17 protein-coding genes are annotated in these 21,755 nt (G+C 69.2%); 9 read left to right on the forward strand and 8 right to left on the reverse strand.

Annotated features, from left to right (window positions below):
• Positions 1-16: 16 nt before the first annotated feature.
• From PXH83_RS05100 to rpsA, 4 genes are all read right to left on the reverse strand, one after another.
• A complete protein-coding gene (locus PXH83_RS05100; RefSeq protein ID WP_274557154.1) occupies positions 17-385 on the reverse strand; it encodes a tetratricopeptide repeat protein in 369 nt (122 codons plus the stop codon).
• 85 nt (positions 386-470) lie between these two features.
• The gene (gene coaE, locus PXH83_RS05105; protein ID WP_274557156.1) at positions 471-1,079 is read right to left on the reverse strand and encodes a dephospho-CoA kinase; all 609 of its coding nucleotides are present in this window, start codon (positions 1,077-1,079) and stop codon (positions 471-473) included.
• 23 nt (positions 1,080-1,102) lie between these two features.
• Positions 1,103-2,041: a PAC2 family protein gene (locus tag PXH83_RS05110; protein WP_274557158.1), complete on the reverse strand. Its 939-nt coding sequence runs from the start codon at positions 2,039-2,041 to the stop codon at positions 1,103-1,105.
• A gap of 188 nt (positions 2,042-2,229) precedes the next feature.
• Positions 2,230-3,741 carry a 30S ribosomal protein S1 gene (rpsA, locus tag PXH83_RS05115; RefSeq protein ID WP_214914610.1) on the reverse strand — a complete coding sequence of 504 codons (1,512 nt, stop codon included), beginning with the start codon at positions 3,739-3,741 and terminating at the stop codon, positions 2,230-2,232.
• 359 nt (positions 3,742-4,100) lie between these two features.
• Between rpsA and PXH83_RS05120 the strand changes: the two genes are divergently transcribed.
• Positions 4,101-4,970, forward strand: coding sequence for a class I SAM-dependent methyltransferase (locus PXH83_RS05120; RefSeq protein WP_274557163.1), 870 nt, complete (start codon positions 4,101-4,103; stop codon positions 4,968-4,970).
• Between the two features lie 4 nt (positions 4,971-4,974).
• Entirely contained in the window at positions 4,975-7,512 is a 2,538-nt protein-coding gene (gene hrpB / locus PXH83_RS05125) for an ATP-dependent helicase HrpB (protein WP_274557166.1), read from the forward strand.
• Here the strand turns inward: hrpB and pgfA are convergent.
• The 3 genes from pgfA to PXH83_RS05140 form a co-directional block, all read right to left on the reverse strand.
• Positions 7,502-8,509, reverse strand: coding sequence for a cell envelope lipid trafficking protein PgfA (gene pgfA / locus PXH83_RS05130; RefSeq protein WP_274557169.1), 1,008 nt, complete (start codon positions 8,507-8,509; stop codon positions 7,502-7,504). The two genes, hrpB and pgfA, sit on opposite strands and share 11 nt — an antisense overlap.
• A gap of 13 nt (positions 8,510-8,522) precedes the next feature.
• On the reverse strand, positions 8,523-8,660 hold the full coding sequence (locus tag PXH83_RS05135; protein ID WP_214914621.1) for an SPW_0924 family protein: 138 nt from the start codon (positions 8,658-8,660) through the stop codon (positions 8,523-8,525).
• 146 nt (positions 8,661-8,806) lie between these two features.
• On the reverse strand, positions 8,807-10,600 hold the full coding sequence (locus tag PXH83_RS05140) for a lytic transglycosylase domain-containing protein (protein ID WP_274557172.1): 1,794 nt from the start codon (positions 10,598-10,600) through the stop codon (positions 8,807-8,809).
• Between the two features lie 188 nt (positions 10,601-10,788).
• Between PXH83_RS05140 and PXH83_RS05145 the strand changes: the two genes are divergently transcribed.
• Positions 10,789-11,685 (forward strand): DUF4184 family protein, encoded by an 897-nt coding sequence (locus PXH83_RS05145; RefSeq protein ID WP_274557174.1) that lies wholly within the window; start codon positions 10,789-10,791, stop codon positions 11,683-11,685.
• Between the two features lie 47 nt (positions 11,686-11,732).
• Here the strand turns inward: PXH83_RS05145 and polA are convergent, their stop codons facing one another.
• Entirely contained in the window at positions 11,733-14,417 is a 2,685-nt protein-coding gene (gene polA, locus PXH83_RS05150; RefSeq protein ID WP_274562679.1) for a DNA polymerase I, read from the reverse strand.
• Between the two features lie 170 nt (positions 14,418-14,587).
• Here polA and PXH83_RS05155 point away from each other — a divergent pair, with 170 nt between their 5' ends.
• From PXH83_RS05155 to PXH83_RS05180, 6 genes are all read left to right on the forward strand, one after another.
• A complete protein-coding gene (locus tag PXH83_RS05155; RefSeq protein ID WP_274557177.1) occupies positions 14,588-16,867 on the forward strand; it encodes an FdhF/YdeP family oxidoreductase in 2,280 nt (759 codons plus the stop codon).
• Positions 16,868-16,918: 51 nt separating this feature from the next.
• Positions 16,919-17,392 carry a PaaI family thioesterase gene (locus PXH83_RS05160; protein ID WP_274557179.1) on the forward strand — a complete coding sequence of 158 codons (474 nt, stop codon included), beginning with the start codon at positions 16,919-16,921 and terminating at the stop codon, positions 17,390-17,392.
• 205 nt (positions 17,393-17,597) lie between these two features.
• Positions 17,598-18,476, forward strand: a complete 879-nt coding sequence (locus PXH83_RS05165; RefSeq protein ID WP_274557181.1) for a trypsin-like serine protease — start codon at positions 17,598-17,600, stop codon at positions 18,474-18,476.
• A gap of 51 nt (positions 18,477-18,527) precedes the next feature.
• Positions 18,528-18,932: a hypothetical protein gene (locus PXH83_RS05170; protein WP_274557183.1), complete on the forward strand. Its 405-nt coding sequence runs from the start codon at positions 18,528-18,530 to the stop codon at positions 18,930-18,932.
• Positions 18,933-19,472: 540 nt separating this feature from the next.
• Positions 19,473-20,702: a branched-chain amino acid ABC transporter substrate-binding protein gene (locus PXH83_RS05175; protein ID WP_274557186.1), complete on the forward strand. Its 1,230-nt coding sequence runs from the start codon at positions 19,473-19,475 to the stop codon at positions 20,700-20,702.
• A gap of 116 nt (positions 20,703-20,818) precedes the next feature.
• Positions 20,819-21,751 carry a branched-chain amino acid ABC transporter permease gene (locus PXH83_RS05180; protein ID WP_274557188.1) on the forward strand — a complete coding sequence of 311 codons (933 nt, stop codon included), beginning with the start codon at positions 20,819-20,821 and terminating at the stop codon, positions 21,749-21,751.
• Positions 21,752-21,755 lie beyond the last annotated feature (4 nt).

Raw genomic sequence — 21,755 nt, forward strand, 5'->3', positions numbered from 1 at the left:
GGCGGCCCCAGCGCGGTCACTCGTCCGTTTCGAAGCGTGCCGCCGCCAGATACTCCGGCTTGGGGTCGAGTGCCGCCGCCAGTCGGAAGTGCCGCTTCGCCCGGTCGTCGCGGGCGCGACGCTCGTACGTACGCGCAAGCGCGAAGTGGGCGAAGGCATTGTCCGGCTCTCGCTCCAGGACCAGCTGGAACTCGAGCTCGGCGAGACGAAGTTGGGCGGAGGCGAAGAAGGCGCGGGCACGCAGCAAGCGGGCCGCCGTGTTCTCGGGATGCGCGGCGATGACCGAGTCGAGGAGCTTTACGGCTCCCTGCGGGTCCCGCGCGGCCAGCAGATGCTCCGCCGCGCGGTAATCGATGATGTGGGTCTCCGGGCTGGTTTCACGCACGCTGACATCCTTCCCCTCACGTCATACTTTCAACGGCCCCGGCAGCATGTCGTATTCCAGGGCGGGGGGGAGGGGCCCGGCCCACCTAACGTGCGCTGTTAGCCGCCCGTTCGGTCAGCTCTGCCCAGACCTTGCGGACCTGCGGCTCCAGCGCGGCAAGCGGGCCGTCGTTGTCGATGACAAGGTCCGCGATCTCCAGCCGCTGCTCCCGGCTCGCCTGCGCGGCCATCCGCGCACGGGCCTCGCCCTCTGCCATGCCGCGCAGCCGTACGAGCCTGTCCAGCTGGGTCTCGGGCGAGGCGTCCACGACGACGACCAGGTCGTACAGAGGGGCAAGCCCGTTCTCGGTCAGCAGCGGTACGTCGTGGATGACGACGGCGTCCGCCGCCGCCCCGCCCTCCAGCTCTGCCGACCGTGCCCCGACCAGCGGGTGGACGATCGCGTTCAGGGTCGCCAGGCGGTCGGGATCGGCGAAGACGACCGAGCCGAGCTTCGGGCGGTCCAGGGTCCCGTCCGGGGCGAGGATGTCCTCCCCGAAGGCCTCGACGACGGCCGCGAGCCCCGGCGTTCCGGGCTCGACGACTTCCCTCGCGATCTTGTCGGCGTCGATCAGCACCGCTCCGTACGAAACGAACAGCCGCGACACTTCGCTCTTGCCGGCGCCGATGCCGCCGGTCAGACCCACTTTCAGCATGCGCGGAAGCCTAGACGAGTCGTCTAGAGGTCACCCTCCCGCTCGGCGAGAAAGCGTTCGAATTCGAGGCCGATCTCGTCGGCCGAGGGCAGATCGACGGGCTCGGCGACCAGGTTGCCCCGCGTCTCCGCGCCCGCCACCGCGTCGTACTGGTGCTCAAGGCCCCGTACGAGCGATACGAGCTCCTCGTCGCCCTCACCGACCTGCCGGTCGATCTCGTCCTGCGTACGCCGTGCCTCGGTGCGCAGCGAATGGGCGACTCCGGGCAGCACCAGGCCGGTCGCCGCCGTGATCGCCTCCAGGGCGGTCAGTGCGGCATCGGGGTACGAGGAACGGGCGATGTAGTGCGGCACGTGCGCCGCGACGCCCAGCACGTCGTGCCCCTCCTGCGCGAGCCGGTACTCGATCAGCGACTCCGCGCTGCCGGGCACCTGCGCCTCGTCGAACGGGCTGCGGTGGCCGGGCATGAGGTCGGTCCTGTTGCCGTGCGGGGTGATGCCCACCGGGCGGGTGTGCGGGACGCCCATCGGGATGCCGTGGAAGTTCACCGAAAGGCGCACTCCGAGCCGCTCGACGATCTGCCGTACGGCCACCGCGAACCGCTCCCACTCCACATCGGGCTCGGGGCCCGACAGCAGCAGGAAGGGCGCTCCGGTGGCGTCCTGCACCAGGCGGAGATCTATCTCCGGCGCCTCGTAATCGGACCACCTGTCGCGCCGGAAGGTCAGGAGCGGGCGGCGGGCACGGTAGTCCACCAGCCGGTCGTGGTCGAACCGGGCCACGACCTGGTTCGGGAGCGTGTCCAGCAGCTTTCCGACGATCTGGTCGCCGGTCTCACCCGCGTCGATGTAGCCGTCGAAGTGGTAGAGCATGACCAGTCCGGCCGATTCCTGCGCGAGCGCCATGTCGACGACGGCCACGCCCTTCGGCTCCCAGACGTACAAATCCTGCGGATCAAGCACGATTACCGCTCCTCCTCGTGTTCATAAGGAAGAACGTGCTGCCGGGCGTGCGCATTCCCTGACAACGGCCTGTTGCGGCACAGCAGTTGGCACAGCAGAGGCGTACAACGCAGTAAGGCCCGCCCTCCAGGGAGAGCGGGCCTTACCTTTCAGCTAATCAGCTACACGCCGACACGCTGCTCTGCGATTCAGCTCTGGCCGCCGGCCAGCTTCTCGCGGAGCGCGGCCAGGGCCTCGTCCGACGCCAGGGCGCCGGAGTTGTCCGCCGACTCCGAGGAGTAGGAGCCGCCACCCGTGCCACCGGAGGCAGCCGGGGCGCCGGCGGCCGGGGCAGCAGCGCCCTCGGCAGCGGCGGCCTCGTCGGCCTCGCGGGACTTGATGACCTGAGCCTGGTGCTGCTCGAAGCGCTGCTGCGCCTCGGCGTACTGGGTCTCCCAGGCCTCGCGCTGGGTCTCGTAGCCCTCGAGCCAGTCGTTGGTCTCGGGGTCGAAGCCCTCGGGGTAGATGTAGTTGCCCTGGTCGTCGTAGGACGCGGCCATGCCGTACAGGGTCGGGTCGAACTCGACCGAGGCCGGGTCGGCACCGAAGGACTCGTTGGCCTGCTTCAGCGAGAGGCTGATGCGACGACGCTCGAGGTCGATGTCGATGACCTTGACGAAGATCTCGTCGTTGACCTGGACGACCTGCTCCGGGATCTCCACGTGGCGCTCGGCCAGCTCGGAGATGTGGACCAGACCCTCGATGCCCTCGTCGACGCGCACGAACGCACCGAACGGAACGAGCTTCGTGACCTTACCGGGAACAACCTGCCCGATCTGGTGCGTACGGGCGAACTGCTGCCACGGGTCTTCCTGCGTCGCCTTGAGCGACAGCGAGACGCGCTCGCGGTCCATGTCGACGTCGAGGACCTCGACGGTGACTTCCTGGCCGACCTCGACAACCTCGGAGGGGTGGTCGATGTGCTTCCAGGAGAGCTCGGAGACGTGCACGAGACCGTCGACGCCGCCGAGGTCCACGAACGCACCGAAGTTGACGATCGAGGAAACGACGCCGGAGCGGACCTGACCCTTCTGCAGGGTCGTGAGGAAGGTCTGGCGGACCTCGCTCTGGGTCTGCTCGAGCCAGGCACGGCGGGACAGGACCACGTTGTTGCGGTTCTTGTCCAGCTCGATGATCTTGGCCTCGAGCTCCTTGCCCACGTAGGGCTGGAGGTCACGGACGCGGCGCATCTCGACGAGGGAGGCCGGCAGGAAGCCACGGAGGCCGATGTCGAGGATGAGACCACCCTTGACCACCTCGATGACGGTGCCGGTGACGATGCCGTCCTCTTCCTTGATCTTCTCGATCGTGCCCCAGGCGCGCTCGTACTGTGCGCGCTTCTTGGACAGGATGAGACGGCCTTCCTTGTCCTCCTTCTGGAGAACAAGAGCCTCGATCTCATCGCCCACGGCGACGACCTCATTGGGGTCGACGTCGTGCTTGATGGAAAGCTCGCGGGAGGGGATGACGCCTTCGGTCTTGTAACCGATGTCGAGCAGGACCTCGTCCCGGTCGACCTTCACGATGACGCCGTCGACGATGTCGCCGTCGTTGAAGTACTTGATCGTCTCGTCGATCGCGGCGAGGAAGGCTTCCTCGTTACCGATGTCGTTGACCGCTACCTGCGGGGTGGTGGCGGTGGTCTCGGTGCTGCTCGTCATGTGGGTAAGGGCTCCGGTACGGACAGTAAGTCGTAGGTACTGCTACGCCGGGAGCCCTTATCGCACCTGATGAAGCCGGACAGCCTAGGAGGCGCATTTCCGGGAAGGGAAGCGCCTCGACAACCGAGGGGACATACAACTGATGCAAGCGCGGCCTGCTCTGTCTGAGGCGCGCAGGCTCGCAGCGCAACTTGTAGCATACGGGGGCAGCCGGGCATGGTCAATGCGCGAAGGCGCACACCCGGGGCGGATCGCCCCATACCCGGCACAACTAATGTTTAGCGAGGCCACGACGGCCGCACCGCACTCTGCAGCTAACAGGTTCGAGTGAGCCTACGCAGACGAGACAGACGGGCGCAATGAGCCACAGGGAAGACGCTTTCGAGGTCGCCGAGACCTATACGCCGGACGACGCGGGCGCCGACGAGGGGGAGGCGACCAGGCGCGAGGCCGGGGAGGCCGAGAGCAGCCGGGCCAGCCGCAGCTGGTGGGACAGGAACGCGGACGAGTACCAGAGCGAGCACGGCGCGTTCCTGGGCGACGACCGTTTCGTATGGGGTCCGGAAGGGCTGGACGAGGCGGAGGCCGGCCTGCTGGGTCCCGCGGAGTCCCTGAAGGGGCTCGACGTACTGGAAATCGGCGCGGGCGCGGCGCAGTGCTCGCGCTGGCTCGCCGCGCAGGGCGCCCGCCCCGTGGCTCTGGACCTCTCTCACCGCCAGCTCCAGCACGCCCTGCGGATCGGCGGCGGTGTACCTCTGGACGGCATTTCCCTCGTGCAGGCGGACGCCGGGAAGCTGCCCTTCCGCGACGGCTCTTTCGACCTCGCCTGTTCCGCGTACGGCGCGGTGCCCTTCGTCGCCGATCCGGTGGAGGTTTTCCGCGAGGTACGGCGAGTCCTGCGGCCCGGCGGACGGTGGGTCTTCTCCGTGACGCACCCGATCCGGTGGGCCTTCCCCGACGAGCCGGGCCCGGAGGGTCTGTCGGTCGCGGCGTCCTACTTCGACCGCACGCCGTACGTCGAGCAGGACGACCAGGGCTGCGCCGTCTACGTCGAGCACCACAGGACGGTCGGCGACCGGGTCCGTGACGTCGTGGCCGGCGGCTTCCGTCTGGTCGACCTCGTCGAGCCGGAGTGGCCCGCCTGGAACACCCAGGAATGGGGCGGCTGGTCCCCCCTGCGCGGAAATCTGATCCCGGGAACGGCGATTTTCGTCTGCGTACGAGACTAGGGGCGTGATCCGCCCCGACGCCCTGGACCGGCTGCCCGTACGCACCGCTGTGCCCGCACTGGAACGGGCCCTGGACGGGCACGGCACTGCGGTGCTCTGCGCGCCGCCGGGGACGGGCAAAACGACTCTGGTGCCGCTGGTTCTGGCGGGGCTGCTCAACCCCGGTGAAGGGCGGCCGGTGCGGAGGGTCGTCGTCGCGGAGCCCCGGCGGATCGCGGCGCGTGCGGCGGCCCGGCGGATGGCGTGGCTGCTCGGCGAGAAGCCCGGCGGGCGCGTCGGCTTCACCGTGCGCGGAGAGCGCGTGGTGGGGCGCGACACGGTGGTGGAGGTCGTGACCACTGGTGTCCTGCTGCAACGGCTCCAGCGCGACCAGGAACTGGCCGGGGTCGACGTCGTCGTCCTCGACGAGTGCCACGAGCGCCACCTGGACGCAGACACGGTCGCCGCCTTCCTACTGGATGTACGGGCCACCCTGCGGCCCGAGCTGCGGCTCGTCGCCGCGTCCGCGACGACGGACGCGCAGGGCTGGTCCCGGCTGCTCGGGGACGCGCCCGTGGTGGAGGCGCAGGGGGTGTCGCACCCCGTGGAGACGGTGTGGGCACCGCCCGCGCGCCCCGTGCGTCCGCCGCACGGCATGAGGGTCGATCCGGCGCTGCTGACACATGTGGCCGCCGTGGTGCGCAGGGCGCTCGCGGAGCGGACGGGCGACGTGCTGTGCTTCCTGCCCGGCATCGGCGAGATCGCGCGCGTGGCGGGACAGCTGAGCGGCGTGGCGGCCGAGGTGCTCCAGGTGCACGGGCGGGCGCCTGCCGCGGTGCAGGACGCCGTGCTGGCCGGTTCCACGGGTGCCCGCAGGGTGGTGCTGGCGACCTCGGTGGCCGAGTCGAGCCTGACCGTGCCCGGCGTGCGGATCGTCGTGGACTCCGGGCTCGCGCGTGAGCCCCGCACCGACCACGCGCGCGGGCTCAGTGCCCTCACGACCGTACGGGCGTCCCAGGCGGCGTCACGGCAGCGGGCGGGTCGGGCAGGGCGCGAGGCGCCGGGTGCCGTCTACCGGTGCTGGGACGAGGCCGAGGACGCACGGCTGCCGCGCTTCCCCGCCCCCGGGATCAAAGTCGCGGACCTGACAGCGTTCGCCCTCCAGGCGGCGTGCTGGGGCGACCCGGACGCGAGCGGCCTGGCGTTGCTGGATCCGCCTCCCGGCGGTGCGATGGCGGCGGCCCGTACGGTGCTGGCCGCGATCGGCGCAGTGGACGATGCCGGTCGCGCGACGGACAGGGGCGTACGGATGTCCCGCCTCGGCCTGCACCCCCGGCTTGCGCGGGCACTCGTCGACGGCGCGCGGGAGGTGGGCGTTCGCCGGGCGGCGGAGGTGGTCGCCCTGCTGAGCGAGGAACCCCCGAGGGAGTACGGCGACGACCTGGCGGCAGCCTGGCGTGCGGCACGGCGGGGCGACGACGGGTACGGGGCCCGGTGGCGCCAGGAGGCGAGACGGCTGGCTTCGGCGGCGGGAACAGGGACGGGGACCGGCACCGGGACGGGCGGCGAGGGGAGCCGGCAGTCCGCGAGTGACGACGCGGTGGCCGGCCTTGTGGCGGCGTTCGCCTTTCCCGAACGGGTCGCCAGAGCCCGGGGTGAGGGTGCCTTCCTCATGGCTTCAGGGACCGGCGCCGAGCTCGGTGACGGATCGCGGCTGCGCAGCGCTCCCTGGCTGGCGGTCGCCGTCGCCGACCGTCCCGTCCATGCCGCGTCCGCACGGGTACGGCTCGCCGCCGTCATCGACGAGGACACTGCGAAGCTGGCCGCCGAGCACCTGCTGGTCTCCGGCGAGGAGGTCCACTGGGAGGGCGGGGACGTCGTAGCGCGGCATGTGGAGCGGCTCGGGGCGGTCGAGTTGACTGTACGGGCGCTCAAAAACCCGGATGCGGCACTCGTACGGGAGGCACTGCTCGAAGGGCTGCGGCGGGAGGGCCTCGGCCTGCTGCGCTGGTCCCGCGATGCGCAGGGGCTGCGGGAGCGGCTCACCTTCCTGCACCGGGAGCTGGGGGCGCCGTGGCCGGACGTGTCGGACGCGTCGCTGGCGGACCGTACAGACGAGTGGCTGGAGCCGGAGCTGTCGCGGGCGCGCAGGAGATCCGACCTGGGGAGGATCGAGGCGGGGCAGGCGCTGAACCGGCTGCTGCCGTGGGCGTCCGGCGACGCGGCCCGGCTGGACGAGCTGGCGCCGGAGCGGATCGAGGTGCCGAGCGGGTCGCGGATCCGGGTGGAGTACGGCGGGGAGCAGCCCGTACTGGCGGTGAAGCTTCAGGAGATGTTCGGCCTGGCCGAGACACCGCGCGTGGCCGGGGTCCCGGTGCTGGTGCACCTGCTGTCCCCTGCCGGGCGCCCGGCCGCTGTAACGGCCGACCTGGCGTCCTTCTGGCGTGATGGATACAGGGCGGTGCGGGCGGAGTTGCGGGGGCGGTATCCCAAACACCCTTGGCCGGAGGATCCGGCGGCCGCTGTGCCGACGCGCCATACGAAGGCGCGGTTCACGGGCTGACGACCGGTTGCGGGGCGGGTGCGGGGATCGCGGGCGTGCCGGGGTCGTCGCCGGGCCTTCGGCTGCGGGCCTCCAGGAGCAGGGCGAGTGCGAGGAGGGCGGCGGCCAGGGTCAGGAAGCCCCAGGGGAGGTAGGAGGTGAGCATGAGGATCATGAAGCGGTTGGTCTTGACGAGGTCGACGGTGTAGTCGATGTAGTCCTCGCGCATCTTCACGTGTCCCGCGAAGGCGGTGACCTTGTCGCGGCCGCCCAGCAGAGTGCCGCCGCGCAGCTCCTCCTTGTGGATCTCCTCGCCGTTGACCGGGGCGCCGGTGACCGGGTCGACCCAGAACATCCGCTTGGTGGTGTACCAGCGGGTGGTGCCGGTCTGCTTCTCCAGCTTGGTCGAGTCGATGCCCGGCATGGGCATCTTCTTCGGGTACTTGACCTTGGTCCAGGGGATGGTCTGCTCGAAGTAATAGACGTCCATGCCCCGGAAGTTCCGGGTGCCCTTGTAGTGGATCGGGGCGGAGGTGCGGGTCTGGGCGTCGAAGTACTCGTAGTCGCGTTTCTCGGTGAGGAAGGGCCACTTGAACTCGATGCCCTCGCGCGTGACACGGTCGCCGTCGACCATCTCGCCGGTGGCGTGCACCGGTGCCTGGCTGTGGGCGTCGAAGATGTAGCGCTCGGGGATCTGGGAGACCATCTTGCCGTCGGGGCCCTGGACGTACGAGAGGGAGTCCCAGACGACCACGTCGCGTCCCGCGCTCCGCTCGATCTTCTCGGACTCCTCGACGTTGCCCTTCAGTGTCTGCACGATGGTGATTTTCTCGACCTTCTTGGCCTGCATGGAGCTGTATTCGAGGAGCGTCGCGGGCTTCGCCTCCAGCACCATTTCCTGGTACTGGCCGGGCGGGATCTTGGCGAGGCGCGGGAAGGCGTACCAGCGCAACAGCGGTGACATGGCGGCGAAGAAGACCGCGAAGGCGAGCAGGACCAGGCTGGCTTTACGGCGCACGGCTCCGGCCCCTCTACTTCTTCGGCCCGGGAACGGTCGTCAGCAGAGGCTTGGGCGAGGTCTCCCCCGGCGGGGCGCCGACAGCCGTGACGGTGAGGACGAGCGCGAGGGCGGCGGCCAGCCCGAGGGCGGCGGCGACGAGAGCACGCATGCTCGGCCTCCCGGAATCTGATACGGCGTCAGGGCGGTGGCACCGTAGCAACGGAGCGGCGAGATGAGAACACGTTGCACCGGCCCCGGACACCAAAAACCGCCGGACGGGCTGGATTTACCAGCCCGTCCGGCGGTTGAGGTCTCTTATGCGGTGGGCGTCCCCGAGGGGTCCGCCGTCGGCGCGGTTGCTGCCGCCTTGACCGTCAGGTCGACGATCAGCACCACGCCGTCGGCGGTGGTGAGGCGGAGCTTGTACGTGCCCTCGTTGCCGTCGGTGTAGATCTTCGGGAGCTTCACCAGGCCGTCGGCGTCCGTCTTGAGCCCGGAGAGAGTGCGGACGGTCTTGTCCTCTTCGCCCTCGCCGCCCTCGAAGTACGGGCCCTTGTCGTTCGCCGCCCAGTCCTTCGCGGGCGCGTCGGCGTCCTCAGTGACCATCGTCGCGGTCACCGCGACGCCCGCCGCGGCCTTCCCCTGGTACGTCGCCTTCAGCTCGACGAGGTCGGCGAAGGATCCGTCGGTCTCGGCCGTGAGCTCCTCGTCGGAGGTGCGGGCCAGCGCGTCGCACTGTGGGGCAGGCGCCGGCTTGGCCTTGACGGTGGCGCCGAAACTGGCGGCGGGCGCGCTGGCGTTCAGGGCCTTGGCGCGGACGGTGAAGGTTCCGGCCTCGCCGCCCGCACTGAGCACGGGGGCAGTGGCGATGCCGTCGGAGCCGGTGGTGACGGTGACGCGGGTCGTGTCGCCGGGGAAGTGGGCGCCGGTCTCGCCGACGATCTGGAACTGGACCTTGGCGCCCGACACGGTCTTGCCCGCGGAGGTCTTGGCCCGTACGCGCAGCCGGTCGGCGAAGTTTTCGCCGACGGTGGCGGTAACGGTTGCCGCGCCGAGGCGCTCAAGGGCGGTGAGGGGCGCTGCAGGCGGGGTGGTGGGAGGCGGTGTCGGGGACGGTGTGCCACCGCCGCCCGGATTCGCGGGCTCGGTGGGCGGCTTGTCGTCGTCTGGCTTGTTCGGGGAAGCCGGCTTGCTCGGGGTGCCCGGGCTGGACGGCGGGGTCTTACCGGGGGATACGGGCAGGCCGCTTCCCTTTCCGCCGCCGTTGCCGCCGTTGTTGTTGCCGTTGCTGTCGGGTTCCGTGCTGACCGGCAGGACTCCGGAGCCGTCCGGGACCTCGTGGCTGCCCCGCTTGTAGTAGTCGAACCAGGACATGACCGTACGCAGGTACTCGCGCGAGTGGTTGTAGCCGAGGATCGCCTTGTCGAGGTCGCTCTGGATGCCCAGGTCGCGGTCGTTGGCGCAGAGGTAGCGGCCTGCGGCGAGCGCCGCGTCGTAGATGTTGTTGGGGTTCTTCCGGCCGTCGCCGTTGCCGTCCTGGCCCCAGGTCGCCCAGGTCGAGGGGATGAACTGCATCGGGCCGACCGCGCGGTCGTGCGCCTTGTCGCCGTCGTACGCGCCGTCGTCGGTGTCCGAGATGTTGGCGAAGCCGACGCCGTTGAGCACCGGTCCGAGAATCGGCGTCAGGGTGGTGCCGTCGGCGTCGACGCGGCCGCCGCGCGCCTGGCCGGACTCGACCTTGCCGATCGCGGCGAGCAGTTGCCAGGGAAGCCGGCAGCCGGGGTCGGAGCCCTCGATGGTCGTTTCCGCACGCTTGTACGCGGCGAGGACCGAGGCAGGTATGCCCGCTTCAGCGGCGCCGGTGGCTGCCGGGAGGTTGATCGAAGTGCCCGGCTTGTCCGGTGTGTTCAGGGGCGGAAGGTCCGTGAAGTAGGGCGAGTTGCCGGACACCGGAGTGCCGGGAGGCTCGGTCGCGTCGGCCGCTCTCTGGTCGACGGAGGACGATATGACGCCCGGCGCCTGCGAGGCGGAGAGTGCTGCTACGGCGAGCGCCGCCACTGTGGTGGCTGTCGCCCCCTTGCGCAGCCTGCGGCCGAATTGTGCTGCCATACTTCTGGCCCCTCCCCGTCAACGACTGTTCGCGCTCCCCAGCGCAAGGACTCTGCGACACTACGACAACTCCAGGCGCCCGAACACCGGCAGCTGTCCCCTTATTGCCGGTTGTTCACCTAAATTCACCTCGGCGCAGGGACCGGCATACTGATCGTCACAGATCAGAAGCGGTCCGAGGGGGGCCTTTGCCGTTCACACTCAGCCATGCTGCGGCGGTGCTGCCGGGCATTCGACGCGACGGAACCGCGCGTGGTCCGCTCCTCGCATCGGCGCTCGTCGCAGGGTCGTTCGCGCCCGACATGACGTACTTCGCCGCAACCGCTGCCCCGGCTGCGATGACCTTCGGGGACGTCACCCACTCCCTGCCCGGCATCGTCACGGTCGACGTACTGATAACGGCAGCGCTGGTGGGGCTGTGGCTGCTGCTGCGGGAGCCGTTACTGGCACTGGTGCCGCGCCACCGGCAGGCCCGCTTCCACGGCTTCGTACGCGGCCAGGACTGGTCCAGGATTCAACTCCCTTCACTGGCCTGGCGGTTCTTCCTCTCGGCGACCATCGGCGCGTGCACACACGTCGTCTGGGACGCGTTCACGCATCTGGACCGGTGGGGCATGAGAGTGCTGCCGGTGCTCGGTGAGGTCGTCGCCGGTTTTCCGGTGTACATGTACGCCCAGTACGGCGGCTCGGCCGTCGCGCTCGCGGCGATCGTGTGGTTCACGGTCTCCGCGCTGCGCCGCCGGCCCGACGGGCCCGCCCCCGACTCCGTACCGGCGCTGGACGCGCGCGGCCGATGGGCAGCGGGCGTGCTGCTGGCGCTGTGCGTGCTGATCGGCGTCGTACACCGGTGTCTTCGCTGGTACGCCGCTCAGACCGTGCAGCTGAGTCCCCTCGACCTCGTACCGACCGCATGCTTCGGCGCCGGCGCGGGGCTCGCCGTGGGGCTTGTGCTGTACGGCGCAGCAGTGCGGCTGAAGCTGCGCGGCACATCGAACCGGATCGCTGCCGCGGAATCCGCTCCCCAATCGCCGGACGGGCTCAATGTTCCGGCCAGGGCAGGCACATCAAGCTCTTCCGGCGATTGAGAACGCTCCCGTAGGCCCCCGGGGGTCTACGGGAGCGTCAGCGCGTGTCAGTGCGCGGCGGACTCCCAGTCGGCGCCCACGCCCACCGACACGTCGAGCGGGGCGCGCAGGTTGACGGCGCCCGCCATCTCGCGGCGGACGATCTCCTCCACCCGCTCGCGCTCGCCCGGCGCCAGCTCCAGGACGATTTCGTCGTGGACCTGAAGCAGCATCCGGGTGTTCAGGCCGGCCTCCGTCAGCGCCCGGCCGACGTTCAGCATGGCGACCTTCACGATGTCGGCGGCCGTGCCCTGGATCGGGGCGTTCAGCGCCATCCGCTCGGCCGCCTCACGGCGCTGGCGGTTGTCGCTGTTCAGGTCCGGGAGGTAGCGGCGGCGGCCGAGCATCGTCGCCGTGTACCCGGTGGCGCGCGCCTCGTCGACGGCACGGCGCAGGTAGTCACGCACCCCGCCGAACCGCTCGAAGTACGTGTCCATCAGGACCCGGGCCTCGCCCGCCTCGATGTTCAGCTGCTGGGACAGGCCGAAGGCGGACAGGCCGTATGCCAGGCCGTACGACATGGCCTTGATCTTGCGCCGCATCTCCGCGTCGACCGCCGACCGCTCCACGCCGAACACCTGCGAGGCGACGGTCGTGTGCAGGTCCTCACCGGAAGTGAACGCCTCGATCAGGCCCTCGTCCTCCGACAGGTGTGCCATCACGCGCAGTTCGATCTGGCTGTAGTCCGCGGTCATCAGCGACTCGAAGCCCTCGCCGACGACGAAACCGCGGCGGATGGCCCGGCCCTCGTCCGTACGGACCGGCACGTTCTGCAGGTTGGGGTCGGTGGAGGAGAGACGGCCGGTCGCCGCGACCGTCTGGCTGAACGTGGTGTGGATCCGGCCGTCGGCGGCGATCGTCTTGATCAGACCCTCGACGGTGGACCGCAACCGGGCCTGCTCACGGTGACGCAGCATGATCACCGGCAGCTCGTGCTCGGTCTGGGCGGCCAGCCATGCCAGCGCGTCCGCGTCCGTGGTGTAACCGGTCTTGGTCTTCTTCGTCTTGGGGAGGTTCAGCTCGGCGAAGAAGACCTCCTGGAGCTGCTTGGGCGAGCCGAGGTTGAACTCGTGACCCACCGAGGCATGCGCCTCCTTCACGGCCTGCTGCACCGCCGCGGCGAACTGCTGCTCCATCGCCTCCAGATGGGCGCGGTCGGCGGAGATGCCGTGCCGCTCCATCTGGGCCAGCAGCAGGGACGTGGGCAGTTCCACATCGTGCAGCAGGTCGGTGGCGCCCACCTCCTTCAGCTTCACGCCGAACGCCTCCCCCAGGTCGAGGACCGCACGGGCCTGTGCCATCAGGGCATCGGCCTCGGCCTGCTCGTCCGCGCCGAAGGCCAGCTGCCCGTCGGCGGCGGCAGGGGCCAGCTCACGGTGGAGGTACTCGACGGACAGGGCGTCCAGCGCGAACGACCGGCGGCCGGGCTTGACCAGGTAGGCGGCGAGCGCGGTGTCCATCGTGATGCCCGCGATGTGCCAGCCGTGCTCCGGGAAGACCCGCAGCGCGTCCTTGGCGTTGTGCATGATCTTCGGGCGGGCCGGGTCGGCGAGCCACGCGGCGAAGGCCCGCTCGTCGGACTCGTCGAGCTGGGTCGTGTCGAACCAGGCCGCCTTGCCTCCCCCATGGCCTTCGGCATGGGAGGTACCCCCAGCGGCCGCCAGCGCGACCTCGCTGACATTGCCGACACCCAGGGCCCAGGTCGCAACGGTGGCCACGCCGAGGGGCTGACCGCCGTGCTGCTCCAGCCAGGCGGCCAGCTCGCCGGCGCCCAGCACCGCACCGTCCAGCTGCACACCGGCGTCCGGCACCGGGGCCTCTTCCTCCTCCGCCCCCGGGTCGACGGAGAGCAGCCGCTCCCGCAGGCTCGGGTTGCGGATCTCCAGGACCTCCAGGAACCCCTTCAGCGCGGACGTGTCGTACGGCGCGCGCTCCAGGTCCGCGACGGTCTTGGGCAGCTCCACGTCACGCACCAGCTCGGTGAGGTGGCGGTTGAGCTTGACGGACTCCAGGTGGTCGCGCAGGGCCTGTCCGACCTTGCCCTTGACCTCGTCGGCGCGCTCGACCAGCTCCGCGAACGAACCGAACTGGTTGATCCACTTCGTGGCGGTCTTCTCACCGACGCCGGGGATGCCCGGCAGGTTGTCCGACGGGTCGCCGCGCAGGGCGGCGAAGTCCGGATACTGCGCCGGGGTCAGCCCGTACTTCTCCTCGACCTTCTCCGGGGTGAAACGGGTCAGCTCGGAGACGCCCTTGGTCGGGTACAGCACGGTCACATGGTCGGAGACCAGCTGGAAGGAGTCCCGGTCGCCGGTGACGATCAGCACATCGAAGCCGGCGGCCTCGGCCTGTGTGGCGAGAGTGGCGATGATGTCGTCGGCCTCGAAGCCGTCCACCGCGAACCGCTCCGCGTTCATGGTGTCGAGCAGCTCGCCGATCAGCTCGACCTGCCCCTTGAACTCGTCGGGGGTCTTCGACCGGTTCGCCTTGTACTCGGGGAAGTCCGCCTGGCGCCACGTCTTGCGCGACACGTCGAAGGCCACCGCGAAGTGCGTGGGCGACTCGTCGCGCAGCGTGTTCGCCAGCATCGACGCGAAGCCGTAGATGGCATTCGTCGGCTGGCCGCTCGCGGTGGTGAAATTCTCCGCAGGCAGCGCGAAGAACGCCCGGTACGCCAGGGAGTGCCCGTCCATGAGGAGCAGGCGGGGACGGTTTTCTGCGGTCTTCTTCGATGCTGTCTCTGACACGCCCCCGATCCTAGGCCGCACCACTGACAATCCGGGCCCGTGCCCTCGCACTGTCAGCGCAGCGTGACAGGATCGGAGATGTACGTAACAGAACCGCACGCTCAAAGGGGAGCGCCATGGCTGCCAAGCCGCCCGCAGGTGACCCGGTCCAGGACGCGCCGCAGGTCGCACCTCCCCAGCACGCCGCGGCCGGGCTGCCCGCCATCGGACACACCCTGAAGATCGCCCAGCAGCAGATGGGCGTGCGCCGCACCGCGCAGACCCTCCTCAAGGTCAACCAGAAAGACGGCTTCGACTGTCCCGGCTGCGCCTGGCCCGAGGAGGACAAGCGGCACACCGCCGAGTTCTGCGAGAACGGCGCGAAGGCCGTCGCCGAGGAAGCGACGCTGCGCCGCGTCACACCCGACTTCTTCGCCGCGCACCCCGTCGCCGACCTGGCCACCCGCAGCGGGTACTGGCTGGGCCAGCAGGGCCGCATCACCCAGCCGATGTATCTGGCAGAGGGCGCGGAGCGGTACGACGCGGTGACCTGGGAGCACGCCTTCGAGATCATCGCGGGCGACCTCAAGGCGCTGGACTCCCCCGACGAGGCGCTCTTCTACACCTCCGGCCGCACCAGCAACGAAGCGGCGTTCCTGCTCCAGCTCTTCGCCCGCGAGTTCGGCACCAACAACCTGCCGGACTGCTCCAACATGTGCCACGAGTCGTCGGGCTCGGCCCTGACACAGACGATCGGCATCGGCAAGGGCAGCGTCTCCCTCGAAGACCTGCACCAGGCCGACCTGATCATCGTGGCCGGACAGAACCCGGGCACCAACCACCCGCGAATGCTCACCGCCCTGGAGAAGGCCAAGGCCGCGGGCGCACAGATCATCTCGGTGAACCCCCTGCCCGAGGCCGGACTTGAGCGCTTCAAGAACCCGCAGACACCGCACGGCATGATCAAGGGCGCCTCCCTCACCGACCTCTTCCTCCAGATCCGGCTCGGCGGCGACCAGGCCCTCTTCCGGCTGCTGAACAAGCTGATCCTGGAGACCGAAGGCGCCGTCGACGACACATTCGTACGCGATCACACCCACGGTTACGAGGAGTTCGCGGCCGCGGCCCGCGCCGCCGACTGGGACGAGACCCTCGCCGCCACCGGCCTGGAACGCTCGAAGATCGAGCAGGCCCTCGCCATGGTCCTCGCGTCGAAGCGCACCATCGTGTGCTGGGCCATGGGCCTCACCCAGCACAAGCACGCCGTGCCGACGATCCGCGAAGTCGTCAACTTCCTTCTGCTGCGCGGCAATATCGGCCGCCCCGGAGCCGGAGTCTGCCCGGTGCGCGGGCACTCCAATGTGCAGGGCGACCGCACCATGGGCATCTTCGAACGCCCCGCGCCCGCCTTCCTCGACGCCCTCGACAAGGAATTCGGCATCACGTCGCCGCGCCACCACGGTTTCGACGTCGTACGGTCCATCCAGGCCCTGCGGGACGGCGAAGCCAAGGTCTTCTTCGCCATGGGCGGCAATTTCGTCGGCGCGACCCCCGACACCGACGTCACCGAGGCCGCCATGCGCAAGGCCCGCCTGACCGTCCACGTGTCCACGAAGCTCAACCGCTCGCACGCCGTCACCGGGACCCGCGCGCTGATCCTGCCCACCCTCGGCCGCACCGACAAGGACGTGCAGGCCGGTGGCAAGCAGTTCGTCACCGTCGAGGACTCCATGGGCATGGTGCACGCCTCCCGCGGCAACCTCACCCCCGCGAGCCCCCACCTGCTGTCCGAGCCCGCCATCGTCGCCCGGCTGGCACGCGCCACCCTCGGCCCCGCCTCCGCCACGAACTGGGAGGACTTCGAGAAGGACTACGCGACGATCCGCGACCGGATCTCCCGCGTCGTCCCCGGCTTCGAGGACTTCAACACCCGCATCGCCCACCCCGGCGGCTTCACCCTCCCGCACGGCCCGCGCGACGAACGGCGCTTCCCCACCGCCACCGGCAAGGCCAATTTCACCGCCGCACCCGTCGAGTACCCCGAGCTCCCCGAAGGCCGCCTGCTGCTCCAGACGCTGCGCTCCCACGACCAGTACAACACCACCATCTACGGCCTCGACGACCGCTACCGGGGCATCAAGGGCGGCCGCCGCGTCGTCCTCGTCAACCCGGACGACGCCCGCGATCTCGGGCTCGCCGACGGGGCGTACACCGACCTCGTCAGCGAGTGGAAGGACGGCGTCGAGCGCCGCGCCCCCGGCTTCCGCGTCGTCCACTACCCCACGGCGCGCGGCTGCGCCGCCGCCTACTACCCGGAGACCAATGTGCTGGTCCCCCTCGACTCCACCGCGGACACCAGCAACACCCCCGCGAGCAAGTCCGTCATCGTGCGTCTGGAACAATCTCCCACCGCCTAAGCGTTCGCTCAAAGACGTAGGACGCCGTACGACGAATCGGAGCCGGGCCCCATGGGTGAGCAGACAGCAGTGAAGTTCCCGCAAGAGGTCATCGACGAGTACGCCTCACTCGGCGTCGACCTGCCCGCCCTCTTCTCCGCCGGACACCTCGGCACCCGCATGGGCGTGCAGATCATCGAGGCGGCCCCGGACCGCGTCGTCGGCACCATGCCCGTAGAGGGCAACACCCAGCCGTACGGCCTGCTGCACGGCGGCGCATCCGCCGTACTCGCCGAGACCCTCGGCTCGATCGGCGCGATGCTGCACGGCGGCAGCTCCAAGCTCGCCGTCGGAGTCGACCTCAACTGCACCCACCACCGGGGTGCCCGCAGCGGCCTGGTGACGGGTGTGGCCACGCCTGTCCACCGCGGGCGCTCCACGGCGACCTACGAGATCGTCATCACCGACGAGCACGACAAGCGGGTCTGCACTGCCCGCCTGACCTGCATGCTGCGGGATGCGGGCGCGGGCGGGGCGACTGTCTGACGAGGAGCAGCGGTCCGGCGCCCGCGAACCGGGCTCCGGGCCGGGCTCCGGGCCGTAAAATCCGCTCAACTTCCCCTCCACAACAGGAAACCGGTCAAGCACCGGCCAAAGAATCCCGGCACTCTTGCCGCACCGGCCACCCGCGCGCTTCACTGTCGATCACCCCCACAGGAGAACCCCCGTCCCGCGCAACGAAGGGCTTCTCTTGACTGCCATACCCGTACGTCTGAGTACCGTCACCGCCGCGGCCTGCGCCCTCGTCCTCGGCTCCGCCCTGCCGTCCTCGGCGATCAACTCTTACAACGCGACACCCGCACCGGAACGCACAGAGGTCGGCGCCCTGGTCGCCACCTGGGACAACGACAACAACCCGGCCACCCCCGACCGGGTCGACTGGGTCTGCTCCGGCACCATGATCGACACGGACACCTTTCTGACCGCCGCGCACTGCACCACCGACTGGCCGGCGAACGTGAAGTTCTACGTCTCCCTCGACCAGGACGTACAGGGCGCACTCGACAAGGCCTCCGCCGCCCACCCCGACGACCCCGCGGCCGTCGCGAAGGCCGTCGCTGTCCAGGGCGACGCCCACAATCACCCCCACTACCCCGGCCCGGCCTCGGACACCCATGACATCTCGGTGGTCGAGCTCCCCGCCTCCCAGGTCAAGGCACGCTGGTCGTTCACGCCCGCGTCCCTCCCCAAGGCCGGAGCCCTCGGCGCACTGGGCCCGCAGGGGCTGAAGGACACCTCATTCTTCGTCGCGGGCTACGGCACCCAGGAAGCCCAGCGAGGCCCCGGCGGCCACACCCACCCCGGCGGCGGTGTCCGAATGAAGGCCCCGGTCACATATGACGCACTCAACGACGCCTGGCTGCGCCTAGCCATGACCGCGCCGCAAGGCAACGGTGGCGCCTGTTACGGCGACTCCGGCGGCCCGAACTTCGCCACGCTGGGCGGCAAGATCACCCTGGTCGCCACCACGATCACCGGCGACACCCCGTGCTACGCCACGAACGTCACGTACCGCCTGGACACGCCTGGCGCCCGCGCCTTCCTTTCCCCGTTCGCAAAACTGCCGTAAGGCGGCGCCATGCCTGTTGTGTCACAGATCGTGACGACCTAGCTTTCCCTCATGGGGACCAGACCGCACGCTCCGGCCAAGTACGCCGTCTGCATACTCCTGGCCGCCTCACTGGGCGTCGTGGGCTGCTCGGATTCTCCTTCGGCCCGTCAACCCACGACGCCAACCCCTGCACCACAAAAGACCTCACCCGAAGAGACATGCACAAAACTCGTCTCCTACTGGGCCAAAGAGACACTCAAGGGCAGTAAATGGTCAGGGCTCGACTGGGAACAAAAGGGCCTGTCCAACGAGCAGTACGCGATCCATGAAGAGCTCGTCGCCGCAGGCCGCGCCGAAGCGAAGCACCAAGGGCGCGAAGCGGGCCTCCGGTTGGTCGACCGCCTGGCCAAGCAGAAGTGCGCAGCCCAGAACGGCGCAACCGGCAGCTCGGAGAATTGGCGCTCGCCCGAGTGAGCGTAGATCATCAGCGCCAACTCACGGATCACGCACAGCCGTTGACCCCTTCACCGCATCCCACGCCCCGGAGCATCACACCGCAGGTCATAGTGCACAGGAACGCCTCGCGACCACGGGGCCCAGCCTCCCCTGATGTAACGCTGCGTAATAAGGATGCAATCGAGAATCCGTGCGTCGCGATCAACGTCGGCCGCGTCGGCGATCTCGCTAGTACCCTTCAGGCCATTTGTCCGCTCACGGCCTCAAGATCGCGTCAAGCGCCACAGCGGAACTGCACGTTCTCAGCATGTGGGCTATTCCCGCGGCGAAATTATCGACTGTTCTGTCCACACTGACCCGCCCAGCGTTGGCCTTGGCATAACAAGAGAGTCACATCCTGACTTCACACCTCCACGACCCCTCCACCTCCGCCTAGAGTCACGGCCAGTCACCGCGTCCGCCGGGCGCGTCTGCTGCACGGCCCTGTATCGACCAGTACGGCCCGGCGATCGTCACGGCACCTCAGCAGAGGAGGCCGCGCCAGGGAAAGGACTTTTCGTGCGACACCGTTCTTTGCTCATACTCACCACAGTGCTGACCACCGGAGCACTGACGCTCACCGCTTGTGGGTCGCGCGACGACAACAAGGGCGGCGGCGACAGCGGCAAGACCACCGTCGTCATCGGTGTCGACGCACCACTGACCGGCTCCCTCTCCGCGCTCGGCCAGGGCATCAAGAACTCCGTGGACCTCGCGGCCAAGACCGCGAACAAGAACAACGAAGTCCCCGGCGTCGAGTTCAAGATCGAAGCCCTCGACGACCAGGCCGTCCCGGCCTCCGGCCAGTCGAACGCCACCAAGCTTGTCGGCAACCAGGACGTCATCGGCGTCGTCGGCCCGCTGAACTCCGGCGTCGCCCAGTCGATGCAGGGCGTCTTCGAGAAGGCCGACGTCGCCCAGGTCTCCCCGGCCAACACCAACCCGGCACTGAGCCAGGGCGACAACTGGGCCAAGGGCGAGCTGAAGCGTCCGTTCAAGACGTACTTCAGGACCGCCGCCACGGACGTCGTCCAGGGCAAGTTCGCCGCGCAGTACCTGTACAACGACGCGAAGAAGAAGAAGGTCTACGTCGTCGACGACAAGCAGACCTACGGCGCCGGCCTCGCCGCCATCTTCTCCGCCGAATTCAAGCGGCTCGGCGGCAAGGTCGTCGGCACCGACCACGTCACGGTGAAGGAGACGGACTTCTCCAGCACCGCCGACAAGGTCAAGTCGTCGAAGGCGGACTCCGTCTACTTCGGTGGCCAGTACCCCGAGGGCGGCCTGCTCTCCGACCAGATCAAGAAGACCGGCGCCAAGATCCCCACCATGGGCGGCGACGGCATCTACGACCCGGCCTTCATCAGCGCCTCCGGCGTGGCGAACGACGGTGACTTCGCGACCTCCATCGGCTACCCGGTCGAGAAGCTCCCGACCGCCAAGAAGTTCATCGCCGACTACGAGGCCGCCAAGTACAAGGACCCGTACGCGGCCTACGGCGGCTACTCCTACGACGCCGGCTGGGCCATCATCCAGGCCGTCAAGGCCGTCGTCGCAGACAACGGCGGCAAGCTGCCGGACGACGCGCGCGCCAAGGTCGTCGAGGCCATGGGCAAGGTCGCCTTCGACGGTGTGACCGGCAAGGTCGCCTTCGACCAGTACGGCGACACCACGAACAAGCAGCTCACCGTCTACAAGGTCGAAGGCAAGGTCTGGAAGGACGTCAAGTCCGCCACCTTCAAGGACTGAGCCACCGCACCACCCGCTCCGCCCGCGCCACACGCTCCACCTGATCAAAACCGCGCGAGGGCGCAACAGCGCCCTCGCGCGGAGTCATATCCGACAAGCTCATCGGAGGCCCTGCGGTGCACGAACTGCCGCAACAGCTGGCCAACGGCCTTGCACTCGGCGCCCTTTATGGCCTCATAGCCATCGGGTACACCATGGTGTACGGCATCGTCCAGCTCATCAACTTCGCCCACGGCGAGATCTTCATGATCGGGGGCTTCGGCGCCCTCACCGCCTACATCGTGCTCCCCAGCGGAACGTCGCTTCTCGTGGCCATCCCGCTCATGATCGTCGGTGGCGCAATCGCCTCCGTCGCGGTCGCCACCGCCGCGGAACGCTTCGCCTACCGACCGCTGCGCGGCGCGCCCAGGCTGGCCCCGCTCATCACCGCAATCGGCCTCTCGATTGTTCTCCAGCAGCTTGTCTGGGGCTTCTACCCCGACGCGAAGAAGCCGCGCAGCTTCCCCGAGTTCCAGGGCGAGTCGTTCAAGCTGTTCGACAACCTGTACCTCCAACGCGCCGACGCCTTCGTCCTCGTCCTCGCCCCCCTGTGCATGCTCGCCCTCGGCCTCTTCGTCGCCAAGAGCCGCAGCGGCCGCGCCATGCAGGCCACCGCGCAGGACCGCGACACGGCGAAGCTGATGGGCATCAACACCGACCGCATCATCGTGATGGCCTTCGCCATCGGCGCCGCGTTCGCCGCCGTCGCCGCCGTCGCGTACGGCCTCGACAAGGGCCAGATCAACTTCGAGATGGGCTTCATCCTCGGGCTCAAGGCCTTCACCGCCGCCGTCCTCGGCGGCATCGGCAACATCTACGGAGCCATGGTCGGCGGAGTCGTCCTCGGCCTCGCGGAATCCCTGTCGATCGCCTACATCGAAGAGATTCCCGGGATGCAGCAGCTCGGCGGCGGCGCTTGGGCCAACGTCTGGGCATTCGTACTTCTCATCGTCGTACTCCTCGTCAGGCCACAGGGCCTGCTCGGCGAGCGCGTCGCGGATCGGGCGTGAGAGC

Source organism: Streptomyces spiramyceticus, from assembly GCF_028807635.1.
GTDB lineage: Bacteria > Actinomycetota > Actinomycetes > Streptomycetales > Streptomycetaceae > Streptomyces > Streptomyces spiramyceticus.